This window comes from Corallococcus silvisoli, assembly GCF_009909145.1.
In the GTDB taxonomy this organism is placed as follows: Bacteria; Myxococcota; Myxococcia; order Myxococcales; family Myxococcaceae; genus Corallococcus; species Corallococcus silvisoli.
On sequence record NZ_JAAAPJ010000005.1, the window covers coordinates 466,159 to 478,501 of the forward strand.

11 protein-coding genes and 1 tRNA gene are annotated in these 12,343 nt (G+C 71.0%); 3 read left to right on the forward strand and 9 right to left on the reverse strand.

Annotated elements, in window-relative coordinates; genetic code table 11:
* Window positions 1-2 precede the first annotated feature (2 nt).
* The 7 genes from GTY96_RS10870 to GTY96_RS10900 form a co-directional block, all read right to left on the reverse strand.
* Window positions 3-2,540 carry a glycosyltransferase family 2 protein gene (locus tag GTY96_RS10870; RefSeq protein WP_304503209.1) on the reverse strand — a complete coding sequence of 846 codons (2,538 nt, stop codon included), beginning with the start codon at window positions 2,538-2,540 and terminating at the stop codon, window positions 3-5.
* Between the two features lie 61 nt (window positions 2,541-2,601).
* The gene (locus tag GTY96_RS10875) at window positions 2,602-3,948 is read right to left on the reverse strand and encodes an ABC transporter ATP-binding protein (protein WP_143901073.1); all 1,347 of its coding nucleotides are present in this window, start codon (window positions 3,946-3,948) and stop codon (window positions 2,602-2,604) included.
* Window positions 3,949-4,728, reverse strand: a complete 780-nt coding sequence (locus GTY96_RS10880; protein WP_143901075.1) for an ABC transporter permease — start codon at window positions 4,726-4,728, stop codon at window positions 3,949-3,951.
* 154 nt (window positions 4,729-4,882) lie between these two features.
* A tRNA-Gly gene (locus tag GTY96_RS10885) sits at window positions 4,883-4,957 on the reverse strand.
* Between the two features lie 87 nt (window positions 4,958-5,044).
* Window positions 5,045-5,734 carry a CDP-diacylglycerol--glycerol-3-phosphate 3-phosphatidyltransferase gene (gene pgsA, locus GTY96_RS10890; protein WP_143901077.1) on the reverse strand — a complete coding sequence of 230 codons (690 nt, stop codon included), beginning with the start codon at window positions 5,732-5,734 and terminating at the stop codon, window positions 5,045-5,047.
* Between the two features lie 11 nt (window positions 5,735-5,745).
* Entirely contained in the window at window positions 5,746-7,416 is a 1,671-nt protein-coding gene (locus GTY96_RS10895; protein ID WP_161664660.1) for a tetratricopeptide repeat protein, read from the reverse strand.
* Window positions 7,373-8,062, reverse strand: a complete 690-nt coding sequence (locus tag GTY96_RS10900; RefSeq protein ID WP_143901081.1) for a lytic transglycosylase domain-containing protein — start codon at window positions 8,060-8,062, stop codon at window positions 7,373-7,375. The genes GTY96_RS10895 and GTY96_RS10900 overlap by 44 nt, the downstream gene beginning before the upstream one ends.
* An 88-nt stretch (window positions 8,063-8,150) precedes the next feature.
* Here GTY96_RS10900 and nadB point away from each other — a divergent pair, with 88 nt between their 5' ends.
* Genes nadB through GTY96_RS10915 form a run of 3 tightly spaced genes read left to right on the forward strand, consistent with a single transcriptional unit; the run spans window position 8,151 to window position 11,119 of the window.
* Window positions 8,151-9,740 carry an L-aspartate oxidase gene (gene nadB, locus GTY96_RS10905; RefSeq protein ID WP_143901083.1) on the forward strand — a complete coding sequence of 530 codons (1,590 nt, stop codon included), beginning with the start codon at window positions 8,151-8,153 and terminating at the stop codon, window positions 9,738-9,740.
* Between the two features lie 6 nt (window positions 9,741-9,746).
* Complete coding sequence (locus GTY96_RS10910) at window positions 9,747-10,514, forward strand: rhomboid family intramembrane serine protease (protein WP_143901085.1); 768 nt, start codon at window positions 9,747-9,749, stop codon at window positions 10,512-10,514.
* Between the two features lie 2 nt (window positions 10,515-10,516).
* A complete protein-coding gene (locus GTY96_RS10915) occupies window positions 10,517-11,119 on the forward strand; it encodes an LOG family protein (RefSeq protein WP_161664661.1) in 603 nt (200 codons plus the stop codon).
* 28 nt (window positions 11,120-11,147) lie between these two features.
* On the opposite strand, the gene GTY96_RS10920 is transcribed toward GTY96_RS10915, so the two are convergent.
* Window positions 11,148-11,777, reverse strand: a complete 630-nt coding sequence (locus GTY96_RS10920; RefSeq protein WP_143901089.1) for a hypothetical protein — start codon at window positions 11,775-11,777, stop codon at window positions 11,148-11,150.
* Window positions 11,774-12,343 (reverse strand): orotate phosphoribosyltransferase, encoded by a 570-nt coding sequence (pyrE, locus tag GTY96_RS10925; RefSeq protein ID WP_143901091.1) that lies wholly within the window; start codon window positions 12,341-12,343, stop codon window positions 11,774-11,776. Before pyrE ends, GTY96_RS10920 begins: the two co-directional genes overlap by 4 nt.

Below are 12,343 nucleotides of genomic sequence, written 5' to 3' on the forward strand. Positions count from 1 at the left end.
CGTCACGCCGGCGGACGGCGCGCGCTGGGCACCTCGTGGGCCAGCGTGCGCACCGCCAGCGCCTCGCCGTCCTCGGGGTGCCGACGCAGGTCGCAGTCCCCCGACAGCAGCGTGAGGTTGGGGTTGTAGTAGGGGTCCCCTCTCAGCAGCCACGGCCGGTACGACGTGAAGGAGCGCCAGTAGTCCGGCTCCGGGATGGCGTCCGTGCGGCGGCTGGCGGACTCGTGGTGCACCACGCGCGCGAAGGGCGTGCACACCACGCGCAGGCCGCGAGCGTGCAGGCGCAGGCCCAGGTCCACGTCGCTGCCGCACAGGAGGAAGCGCTCGTCGAAGCCGCCCAGCGCGTCGAAGAGCGGGCGGCGGATCATCACGCACGCGCTGGTGACGGACAGCCAGTTGCGCACCCACTCCGTGTGGCCGAAGGGCGTGGCGATGGGCCCATCCGGCAGGCGCCAGAAGGGGTGGCCCGCCATGCCCGTCATGCCCACCACGATGCCCGCGTGCTGCACGGTGCCTTCCGGAAAGAGGAGCTTGGCGCCTACCGCGCCCACCTCCGGGCGCTGCGCCTGGGCCACCAGCTCCGTGAGCCAGCCGGGGTCCACCACTTCCATGTCGTTGTTGAGGAACAGCAGCAGCTCACCCGTGGCCTCCCGCGCGGCCCAGTTGTTGATGGCCGGGTAGTTGAAGGGGAAGTCCCAGGTGCGCTTCACCAGGCGCGGATCCTCCAGCCTGTCCAGCAGCGCGAAGGTCTCCGGGCGGACGCTGTTGTTGGACACCAGCAGCATCTCGAAGTGCGGGTACGTCGTGCGCTTCAGCAGCGTGTCCGTCAGGGTCTCCAGGAGGTCCGGCCGGTCCTTGAACGGAACGATGATGGACACCTTCGGCGTGCCCCGGACGGCGTAGCGCACGCGGTAGCGGCCCGGCCCCGGCACGGTCACCTCCGCGTCCTCACCCCGGCGCGTCAGGTGCTCGGCGAGCGCGCGACGGCCCTCCTGGGACACCTCGCCCACCTGTCCGGTGCGGCGGTGGTAGAGCAGGTGCGGCACGTGCCCGATGTGCTCGGAGGCTTCGCTCACGCGAAGGAAGAGGTCGTACTCCTCCGCGCCCGGAAAGCCCTCGCGAAAGCCGCCCACGGCCTCCACCAGCGCGCGGCGCACCATCACGCCCCGGCCCAGGTAGTCCACCGAGCGCAGCAGGTCCGGCGACCAGTCCGGCTTGAAGAACGGGGCCGTGCGCCGGCCGCGCGAATCCAGCCGGTCCTCATCGCCGTAGATCAGATCCAGGCCTGGGTCGGCGCCCAGGGCCAGGGCGACCTCCGCCAGTGCGTTGGGCGCGAGCGTGTCCTCCGCGCCCAGCACGCCCACGAAGTCCCCGCTCGCGGCCTGAAGGCCCACGCGCAGCGCCCGGGCGAAGTCCGTGGGCCCGGAGAGCGTCACGCGGCGGATGCGCGTCTGGCGGTGCGCGGAGGCCCACGGCTCCGGCAGCGCGGGGCCGTCCTCCGGCCCCACCAGCACCAGCTCCCAGTCCGGGTACACCTGGGCCTCCACCGACGCCAGGCATTCGCGCAGGTGCGCGGGACAGGCCCCCGCGGTGGCCACCAGCAGGGACAGCCGGGGCCGGAGGGGCAGCCGCTCCAGGGCCTCGCGGGCGGCGTGGATGTCCGCCGGTTCGCGGAGCGTGCACCAGTGGTGGAAGTCCTCCAGCGCGGGCAGGGGCGGAGGCGGCGTGCGCACCCCGAGGATGGCGGCCAGCGCCACCACCGCCTCGCCGTTGAAGCGGGACTGCCGACGCAGCACCTCGCGCCACAGCGGCGCGGAGGCCCGGATGCCCCGGGGAAGGCCCGGACGCGCCAGCGGGGAGGCCAGCGCCACGAGCCGCGCCACCCGGTGCGTGGCATCCACGGTATCCGGCGTCCCCGCGCCCGGGACGGCGGCGACGGCCACCAGTGTTTCGCGCATGAGCGCGTTCCACTCCGCCTGTCGCGCGAGCAGGGGCTCCAGCACGGGCCCCAGCGCCCGGCGCCATGCGCGCCACGCCAGCTTCCACGCCACCGACGCGGGCGCGAAGCTTCGCGGCCCACGGTCAGGGGGCCTGCCGGTGCCCTGTGCGTCGAGCTGCTTGCGGGCCCACTCCGTCAAGTCGTCCCGGCCGCCCTGGTCTCGCCGGGCCTCCAACCGCTCCAACACCCGGAGCACGCGCTGGTTGAAGGCGGCCTGGGGCCGCAGCAGTTCGACGTGGAGCGGACGCAGGCCCAGGACGAAGGCGCGCTTGGCGGCCGTCACCCACTGCCCTCCCGAGGCCCGGTGCGACGGCGGAACGGAGAACTCGAACGGGACGGCGAGCCGGGCCGCGGCCAGCAAGGGCGACAGGGCCGTGTTGGCCGGAGGCGCCAGCCGGCGCAGCTGCTCCGTCAGGTCCGCGAGCGCCGCGGCGTTGGCCGCGTCGGGCTCGGCGCGCAACGCGGCGATCCGCTCCGCGATCTCTCCGGCGGACGCTGCCGCCTGCCCCCCCTCGGGCATGGTGTGGAACAAGGTGCTCACCTCCCAGGCGCCTCCCCTTTTTCAAGGCCCCGGGCCGCGGCGCGCGGGAGGCCTCCTCCCCTCAGGAGGCCGCGGCATGCGTGGGCACGGAGACCGCCTGGACCGGGGCGGCCGGAGCCTCCTCCACCACCCAGGCATGCTCCGGCCGGAAGACACCCCGGTCGTCATGCTCGGTCGACACGGAGAAGGTGCAGCGCGCCTCCCGTCCCGGCTCCGGGTTCGCCGTGTTGCCCGTCTTCAGCTCCACGCTCAGCACGTAGGAGCCACCCAAGAGCCCCAGCCGGGGCAACACGAAGCGCAGGCGCCCCTGCGGGGGCAGCGGCGCCGGCAGCGGCACCCGGTCCGTCCGGGTGCTCGTCACGTACAGCACCGCCCCGTCCGCGTGGGACAGCGTGAGGACGAACTCCACGTCCTCCACCGGCTCGCGCGCCACGTAGTCGATGCACGCCTCCACCCGCGTCTCCGCGGTGACGGGCCCCAGCTCCTCCCCCCGAGGTCCGCACAGCGAGACCCGAGACACGGCGAGCGCGGGCGACACCGGCGGCTCGTCCCGCACCACCGGGCCCTCCGGAAGCGACGGCAGCGCCCCGCCCCCTTCCGTCAGGGCCGGCGGCGTGAAGATGGTGGAGCGCGCCTCCGCCAGCGACACCGCCTGCCGGTACTCCGCGGCGATCTCCGCCGGGGTGCCCACGCGGCGGATCCTCCCGCCGTCCAGCCACGCCGCCTGGTCGCACCAGCGCTCCACGGTGGACATGTCGTGGGTGACCAGGACGATGGTCTTCCCCAGCCGCTTGAACTCCGTCATCTTCGCGAGGCTCTTCTTGCTGAAGTGCTCGTCGCCGACGGCGAGGATCTCATCGATGATGAGGATGTCCGGGTCCACGTGGGTGGCCACGGAGAACGCCAGGCGCATGTACATGCCGCTGGAGTACGTGCGCACCGGCTCGTCGATGAACTCCCCCAGCTCGCTGAACGCGATGATGGCGTCCATCTTCGCGCGCACCTCGGCGCGCGACATGCCGAGGATGATGCCGTTGATGAGGATGTTCTCCCGGCCGGAGAAGTCCGGGTGGAAGCCCGCGCCCAGGTCCAGCAGCGCGGAGATGCGCCCGTTCACCTGGATGCGCCCGGACGTGGGCGTGTAGATGCCGGTGATGAGCTTCAGCAGCGTGCTCTTGCCGGAGCCGTTGCGCCCCAGGATGGCCACCGTCTGGCCCTTGGGGATGCGCAGGTTGACGCCGCGCAGGGACTCGATGAAGCGGCCCTGCTGGGACGCGTTGCGATGCCCGCGCAGCCAGCGCACGAGCTCCGACTTGAACGTGGTGTATTCCCCCCGGATGGTCTTCTTCCGGAAGTTCTTCACCACGTCCTCGATGACGATGGCGTCCTCGGTCGTTGGATGGACCATCTAGATGGACTCCGCGAACTCCTCGCGGCGGCTCTCGAAGATCTGCGTGGCGCCCCACAGCAGCACGACGGAGACCCCCAGGAGCGACACGAGCGGCACCGCGTCCGGCAACCGGTGCTCGTAGAAGATGGCCTGGTACGAGGTGATGAGGATGGACATCGGATTGAGCACCTGCAGCACCCGCCGGTACTCCTCCGGGATGGTGGACAGCTTGTAGAGCACCGGCGTCACGAAGAACCACAGCGTCATCAGGTTCATCACGATGTGCTGCAGGTCCCGGAACGTCACGTTGAAGGCGCTGACCGCGTAGACCACCGCGAAGGTGAAGCACATCTGGACCAGCACCACCGCCGGGAAGAGCACCACGTGCCAGGACGGCGCCACGCCGAACACCAGCCCCAGCGCCACCATCAAGGGCAGCGAGAAGATGAAGTTGCAGAAGTTGGTCGCCACCACCGTGGCCGGCAGCACCTGGGCCGGGAAGCGCACCTTGGTCATCAGGTCGCGCCGGTCGCTGATGGCGCTGGCCCCCGCGGACACCGACGTGGAGAACCAGATCCACGGCAGCAGCCCCACGAACATGAAGTAGGGGTAGTGCGGAATCTGGTTCTTCATGAACACGCCGAACAGCAGCGCGTAGACCAGCATGTGGAGGGTGGGGTTCAGGAACGTCCAGAAGAAGCCCAGCACCGAGCCGCGATAGCGCGCCTTCAGCTCGCGCTGCACCAGGCTGAGGAGGAGCCCCCGGTACGAGTAGAGTTCCCGGAAGTTGCGAATCATGCGCCGGTATCCATACCGCAAAGGGTTCGCTGGTGGCGAACTACCCGGAACAGCGGACCGCCGGCCCCTCGCGCGCCCGCCTGGTGTCGCGCCCCTTGGAAACAAACAGGGGAGAAAGAAAAAGGCCCCCTGGTTTCCCAGAGGGCCTTTATTTTGGAGCGGGAAAAGGGATTTGAACCCTCGACCCTCGCCTTGGCAAGGCGATGCTCTACCGCTGAGCTATTCCCGCATCAGGACTGCCGTACCGCTTGCTGCTTTCCGTCGGGCGGTGCCGCGCCGGAAGTGAGGTGGGGTATACAGAGGCCCTTCGGACACGTCAAACACTTTTCGCATCCGGATCCGCGCCCCCTCTGCGGGCGAGCATCCCGAGGAACGCGCGGAAGTACACGACGGCGCTCCACACCGAGAACGCACCCGACAGGTACACCAGCACCTTGCCGACCTGGTTGTAGTCGACGGTGACGGTGCGGAAGCCCAGGTCCAGCGGATGCACGTAGTGGACGCACAGGGAGATGATCCCCACCAGTTGGAGGGACGTCTTCCACTTCCCCTCCTGCCCCGCGGCGATGACCATGCCCTCGCTGGCGGCGATGGTGCGCAGGCCGCTGACGATGAACTCCCGCGCTAGCAGTACGATGACGACCCACGCGGCGATGCGCCCCAGGCGGACCATCATCACCAGGGCGGCCATGGCGATGAGCTTGTCCGCCAGCGGGTCCATGAACTTGCCCACCACGGTGATGAGGTTCCACTTCCGGGCGAGGTAGCCATCCACCACGTCGGTGATGGAGGCCACCGCGAACACCAGGCCCGCCAACAGGGAGTGCAGGGGGTCCGCGTCGTAGGTGAGCCAGACGAACAAGGGGATGATGAGGATCCGCCCCAGCGTGAGCATGTTGGGCAGGTTCCAGAACTCCTGCACCAGGATGCTGGGACGGCGGGAGGCGCGGCGGCGGGCCCGCTCCTCGCGCTTGCGCTGCTTCCTGAGGGCTCGCTCCGTGGCCATGGGCGCGCGTTCTACCGGACCCCGAGTGTGATGAGGGCAAAACCTTCACCGCCCAGCTCCACCGCGCCCCTCACTGTCTCCCCGCCAGCGGAGGCCATGAGCGGCACCACGCGGGGCGTGAGGTTGCCCAGCCAGCCCACCAGGTGCGTGAGGGGCACCGTCACCGGCGCGTCCATGGCCACCGCCACCGAGCGCAGCGGCCCCGTCAGGCTCAAGAGCACCCTGCCCTGTCCCCGCAGGTGCACGAGGTCCAGGTCCGGCGCCAGGTCCGAAGGCACGCGGCCGTTCTCGAACACCACCGGCTCCTCGAAGGCGAAGACGCACGCGTCCCGCAGGTAGACGGACTCCTCGTCCAGGACCACCGTGACGAACTGGCGGCCCTGGGCGGGCTCCAGGTGCAGCGTGCCCAGCCCCTGGGCGCGAACCATGGCCTGTTCGCCCTCCCCAAACGGCTTGTCCGTGGCCCGGCCCCGGAAGCGCTTCATCTCCGGCTGGAAGCGGACCTGGCCACGCACGGCGACCAGCCCCTCCAGCCGGGTGAGCAGCTCGCCATCCACCTCCAGCGCCACGCCCGACGCGCCCTGCGTGAAGGGCTGCCCCGACGCCACGCCCGGCAGCGCCACGGTGTGGACCCACTCGGTGAGCATCGGCGGATTCACGACTGGTGCGGGAGGAGTCGCGGCGGCGACCGTTCGCCGCGCCACCGGGGCGGGCTCGCTGGCGGCCAGCGCGGCGGAGGTCTCGGCGAAGGCGGCGCCGGGCTCGGCGTCCAGGTCGGACGCGAGCGCGGGCGGCTCCTCGGAGACTTCGATCTCCTCCGACACCGGCGTGGGGGGCAGCTCGTCCGCGACCTCGACGTCGGCCCCGGACGTGTCGGCGTCCTCGGCGAGGCTCGAACCGGCGGCGAGGCTCGGATCCTCGTCCTCCTCCTCATCCGCGCGGGCGCTGAAGGCGTGGTCGTCCGTCGGCGCGGGCGGGCCCTCGTCCTCGGCGAAGCGCAGGTCGTCATCCTGCGCCGCCGTGGACGGACGGGGCGGCGCGGCGCCCGGGGCCCTGGGGCCACGGGGCGCTTCATCCAGGCCGAACTGGGCGCCCCAGTCGTTCTCCCCGCTGGAGGCGGGAGCCGAGGCGGGGCCCGCGCTCTCCTCCTCTTCCTCGCGCGGGCGGGACGGCGCGGCGGGAGGACGGCTGTAGCCCTCGCCCGCGATGGCGCGAGACATCTTCTCCGCCATGGCGTCGCTGCCGGACAGGAGGAAGTGCTCGCGCGCGCGGCCGTACTCGCCCATCTGGGCGAAGGTCAGGCCCAGGTAGTTGTGGGCCTTCTTGTGGTCCGGGGCCAGGTCGGTGGCGGTCTCGAACTCGCGCGCCGCGCGCTGGAGCGCGTTCGTCTTCAGGTACACGAGCCCCAGGTTGACGCGCAGCGTGGGGTCCACCGGGTTGTCCCGCACGAGCATCTCGTACAGGTCCGCGGCGCGGTCGAAGAGGCCCAGCTTGAAATACGTCAGGCCCAGGAGGTTCTGGGCCTTCTCGTGGCGCGGCTGCAGCTGGTGCGCCCGCTCCAGGAACTCCTTCGCTTCGGTGACCTTGCCGGCACCGAGCAGCTCTCCGCCTCGGTAGAGCTGCTGCAGGAACTCGTCGTCAGCGGGGCCCGGCTCCTTCGTCCCCTTCGTGCGCGTCGTCATTCTCGGGTGTGGGCTCACGGCTGCTGGCCTCGGCCTGGGCGAGCCGCTCGCGCTCCTTGTAGTGGTAGTAGAGCTGGAGGACCTTGCGCACGTATTCCTGCGTCTCGGCGTACGGCGGCACCTGGCCCCCGTACTTCTTCACCGCGTCCGGCCCGGCGTTGTACGCGGCGACCATCTTCACCATGTCGCCGTCGAACATGTTGGCCAGCACGCGCAGGTAGCGCACGCCTCCTTCGATGTTGTCCTTCGAGTCGAAGATGTCCTTCACGTACATGTCCGACGCGGTGCCCGGCATGAGCTGCATCAGCCCGCTGGCGCCCTTGTTGCTGAGCGCGTTCGGGTTGAAGTTGCTCTCCGTGTGCATGATGGCGCGCACCAGCGCGGGCGGGATGCGGTAGCGCAGGGCCGCCGTGGTGATGTGCGGATCCAGCTCCGTGGGCGTCCGGGCGCGGCCCCGCACGGGCGCGGTCTTGGAGGGCGCGGGCGTGAACGTCCCGGCCAGCTTGCGCGCCTTGCGCGAGCCCCCCGGAGGCACGTTCGTATAGACGATGGTGCCGTCCTTCTCCACGTAGCTGTAGATGCCGTCGGAGGCGTACGCCGGAGCGGCGACGGTCAGGAGGGCAACGAGGGCGGTCAGGACACGCATGGCGGCGGCCGAAACCTTAGACAACGGCCGGAAAGTCCTCAAGAAAACGCCTTGTTTCCGGCACTTACCGCCGTTAAGGCTGTTCGCCATGCCCCATCGGTTTGATTTCGTGGTCATGGGCGGCGGAGTGGCCGGCCTGTCGTTCGCCCTCCAGGCGGCCCGGCATGGCACGGTCGCGGTGCTCACCAAACGGGAGCGCGGCGAAGGCAACACCGCCTACGCGCAGGGGGGCATCGCCAGCGTGCTCTCCCCCACGGACACGTTCGACTCGCACATCGAGGACACGCTCGTGGCGGGCGCGGGCCTGTGCCACCGCGACGCGGTGGAGGTGACGGTGCGCGAAGGGCCCACGCGCCTCAAGGAGCTGGTCGCGCTGGGCGCGGAGTTCGACCGGCGGGGCGGCGGCGAGTTCGACCTCACGCGCGAAGGCGGTCACTCCGCCCGCCGGGTCATCCACTCAGGTGACATCACCGGCCGCGAGGTCCAGCGCGCGCTCCTGGCCGCGTGCGACGAGCAGCCCAACATCACCTTCTTCCAGAACACGGCCGCCATCGACCTCATCCTGGACCGCCGTCCGCACGCCCCCGCGGCCAGCCGGTGCGTGGGCACGTACGCGCTGCTGGAGGACGGCTCCATCGAGCGCTTCCTGTCCAAGGTGACGGTGCTGGCGACGGGCGGCGCGGGCAAGGTGTACCTCTACACGTCCAACCCGGACGTCGCGACGGGCGACGGCGTGGCCATGGCGTACCGCGCGGGCGCGCGCGTGGCGAACATGGAGTTCTACCAGTTCCACCCCACCTGCCTCTTCCACCCGGAGGCCAAGAGCTTCCTCATCAGCGAGGCGCTGCGCGGCGAGGGCGGCAAGCTCCGGCTCAAGGGCGGCCAGACGTTCATGGAGCGCTACCACGCCATGCGGGACCTGGCGCCGCGCGACGTGGTGGCGCGCGCCATCGACGCGGAGCTCAAGCGCACGGGCAACGACTGCGTCTACCTGGACATGACGCACCTGGGCCGCGCGTACCTCACCGAGCGCTTCCCCAACATCTACGCCACCTGCAAGGCCTTCAACATCGACATGGCCGTGCAGCCCATCCCCGTGGTGCCCGCGGCCCACTACCAGTGCGGCGGCGTGGTGACGGACCTGCACGGGCGCACCAACGTGCCGGGCCTCTACGCCATTGGCGAGGTGTCCTGCACGGGCCTGCACGGCGCCAACCGGCTCGCGTCCAATTCGCTCCTGGAGGGCCTGGTGTTCGGCCACCGCGCGGTGCAGGTGGCCGCGGCGGAGCTCGCGGACCTGTCGCACCCGAAGGAGGACCCGCCGGCCTGGGACTCCGGCGCCGCGGTGGACTCCGATGAGAGCGTCGTCGTCACCCACAACTGGGATGAGATCCGCCGCCTGATGTGGAACTACGTGGGCATCGTGCGCACGGACAAGCGGCTGATGCGCGCGAGGCGCCGGCTGGAGCTGCTGCGCGAGGAGATCCGCGACTACTACTGGCGCTTCAAGGTCACCCGGGACGTCATCGAGCTGCGCAACATCGCGGAGGTGGCGCACCTCATCGTGGACTGCGCGAGCCGCCGCAAGGAGAGCCGGGGCCTGCACTACACCCTGGACTACCCCCACACCGACGAGCACCAGGGCACGCGCGACACCGTGCTGTCCCGGGAGCTGTGAGAGCGCATGTCCCGTCCGCGCCGAATGCTGGATGATCTCCCGGGCCCGTCCGGCCTGGATGACGCGCAGGCCCCCGAGCCGCGCGGCCGGGATGGCGACGGCCCGCCCCCGGCCCCGCCCGCCCCCCCGCGCGTGCTGCCCACGCCCTTCGTCTGCTACGCCATCATGGCCGGCGCGGTGGGGATGTTCTTCCTGACCCGAGGCATGGGGCAGCCCGTGACGGGGCCGGACGGGACGCCCCTGGGAAGCCTGCCGCCGCTGGCGCTCTATGGGCCGGCGGTGCGCGCCGGGGAGTACTGGCGGCTGCTGGGCATGGTGTTCGAGCACGGCAGCGTGCTGCACCTGTTCTTCAACATGTCCGTCGTCTACACGCTGGGCATGTCCCTGGAGCGCGCCATCGGGAGCCCGCGCTTCCTGGCGCTGTCGCTCGTCACCGCGCTGGGCGGCTCCGCGTTCGCGCTCTTCTTCAACTTCGACACCGTGACGGTGGGCGCGTCCGGGATGATCCTCGGCTGGGGCGGCGCGATGCTGCCCATCTCCACGCTGCAGGGCCGGCGGGACCTGATGTTCTGGCTGGTGCAGGTGGCGGTCATCAGCCTGCTGCCCGGCGTGAGCTGGTCGGGCCACCTGGGGGGCTTCGTCTTCGGCCTGCCCTGCGGCATGGCCCTGCGCCAGGGACCGAAGTTCTACTCGCGCGCCATCCCCGTGCTGCTCTTCATCGCCGCGGCGCTCGCCGTGGTCGCCGCCCATCCCGGGCGGCTCGGAGGACTCTAGCGATGCCCGAAGTCACCGTGCGAAGCGTCTGCGTGTTCTGCGGTTCGCGCTCAGGCGTGCGCGCCGAGTACCGCGATGCCGCCTCCAAGCTGGGCGCGGCGCTGGCCCGGCGCGGGCTGACGCTCGTCTACGGCGGAGCCAGCGTGGGGTTGATGGGCGCGGTGGCGGACGCGGTGCTCGCGGGCGGCGGCAAGGCCGTGGGCGTGCTGCCGCACTTCATGGACGCGAAGGAGCTGGGCCACCCGCGCCTGACGGAGCTGCACCGGGTGGACTCCATGCACTCGCGCAAGGCGATGATGGCCGAGCGCGCGGACGCCTTCATCGCCCTGCCCGGCGGCTTCGGCACCCTGGACGAGCTGTTCGAGATCGTCACCTGGGCCCAGCTGGGCCTGCACCGCAAGCCCATGGGCCTGCTGGACGTGGACGGCTTCTTCCAGCCGCTGCTCGCGCTGGTGGGGCGCATGGTCGAAGCGGGCTTCGTCCCGGAGACCCAGCGCATGCCCTTCGCGGTGGAGGCGTCAGCGGACGCGCTCCTGGACCGGCTGCTCGCGGGGCCCTCGATGCCCGCGACGCCGAAGTGGCTGAAGGGCGGCCAGCAGACCTGAGTCCGCGGCCCGGCCCTTCGCGGAAGCCTCAGTGCGCGTGCACCTTCAGCTCGGCGTTCCCCAGCGACGAGGCGACGCGGAGCGTGACCAGCTCGGTGCCTTCGGGGATGACGGGCTGGCCGTTGGAGAAGGTCTGCGGGAAGCGCACCCGGTAGGCGACCCAGAAGAGGCTGGCGTACGGGTAGTAGGCACGCACGTTGAGGTCGGCCCGGCCCACGCGGCGGATCTCCACGGGGGTGACTTCGCCCGCGGGCGTCACCAGCGCCAGGCGCCAGATGCTGCGCCGGTGGGCGAAGTCGTCGTAGCGCGGGTCGTTGACGTGCACGCCCAGGAAGAACTCGTGGAACTGCGCCGCCTCCGCCTGCTCCTCCGCGAGCAGCTGCTCCACCTTCGCCGCGGGCAGCGTCTGGAAGAGGGCCCGCCGGTGGACACGCGCGTCGCGGAAGGCGGGCGTCTGGAGCGTGGCCCCCGCGAAGATGCGCGTGTCGAAGCCGTCGTAGATCTCCTGGCGGCCCGTGTACCGGTTCAGCACCGCGAGATAGGCGGCCTCCTGCTTCGGATCATCCAGCGTGGGGGCGGGCTCGCCGACGATAGGGGGCGTGTTGGCGCAACCGCCCAGCACGCCCAGCAGCACCGCGGCCACCAGCAGCCTTCTCACGGGATGAAGTCCTTGCGCGTGAACAGGGTGGTGAGGCGGTGGCCAGCGGCCTCCACCGCCTCCCGTCCACCTTCCAGCCGGTCCACCAGCGCGAAGGCGCCCAGCACCGTCAGGCCCTCCAGCTTCGCGCGCTCGATGGCCTTGAGGGTGGACGCGCCCGTCGTCACCACGTCCTCCACGATGGCCACGGGGGCGCCGGGGCTCAGGGCGGACAGGCCTTCAATCCACTGGCCCGTGCCGTGGCCCTTGGGCTCCTTGCGCACGATGAACGCGTGCAGCGGGTCCTTGCCCTCCAGGAAGCTGGTCAGGCTCACCGCCGACGCGAGCGGGTCCGCGCCCAGCGTCAGTCCGCCCGCGGCCACCGCCGCCGGGGCGTCCCGCCGGATGGCTTCCAGCAGCAGCCGGCCGATGAGGTAGTGGCCCTCGGCGAGCAGCGCCGTGCGCTTGCAGTCGATGTAGAAGTCCGACTCCTTGCCGGAGGACAGCACCACGCGGCGGCGCTCGAAGGAGCGCTGCGTGAGCACCTCCAGGAGCCGGGCGCGGTCGCGAACGAGCGGTTCCGCCAT

Excerpts from the sequence above, each read along its gene's own strand:
- pyrE (WP_143901091.1), bottom strand. The coding sequence starts at position 12,343 with ATGGCGGAACCGCTCGTTCGCGACCGCGCCCGGCTCCTGGAGGTGCTC.
- nadB (WP_143901083.1), top strand. The coding sequence starts at position 8,151 with ATGCCCCATCGGTTTGATTTCGTGGTCATGGGCGGCGGAGTGGCCGGC.
- GTY96_RS10895 (WP_161664660.1), bottom strand. The coding sequence starts at position 7,416 with ATGACGACGCGCACGAAGGGGACGAAGGAGCCGGGCCCCGCTGACGAC.
- GTY96_RS10910 (WP_143901085.1), top strand. The coding sequence starts at position 9,747 with ATGTCCCGTCCGCGCCGAATGCTGGATGATCTCCCGGGCCCGTCCGGC.
- GTY96_RS10900 (WP_143901081.1), bottom strand. The coding sequence starts at position 8,062 with ATGCGTGTCCTGACCGCCCTCGTTGCCCTCCTGACCGTCGCCGCTCCG.
- GTY96_RS10880 (WP_143901075.1), bottom strand. The coding sequence starts at position 4,728 with ATGATTCGCAACTTCCGGGAACTCTACTCGTACCGGGGGCTCCTCCTC.
- GTY96_RS10875 (WP_143901073.1), bottom strand. The coding sequence starts at position 3,948 with ATGGTCCATCCAACGACCGAGGACGCCATCGTCATCGAGGACGTGGTG.
- GTY96_RS10915 (WP_161664661.1), top strand. The coding sequence starts at position 10,517 with ATGCCCGAAGTCACCGTGCGAAGCGTCTGCGTGTTCTGCGGTTCGCGC.
- pgsA (WP_143901077.1), bottom strand. The coding sequence starts at position 5,734 with ATGGCCACGGAGCGAGCCCTCAGGAAGCAGCGCAAGCGCGAGGAGCGG.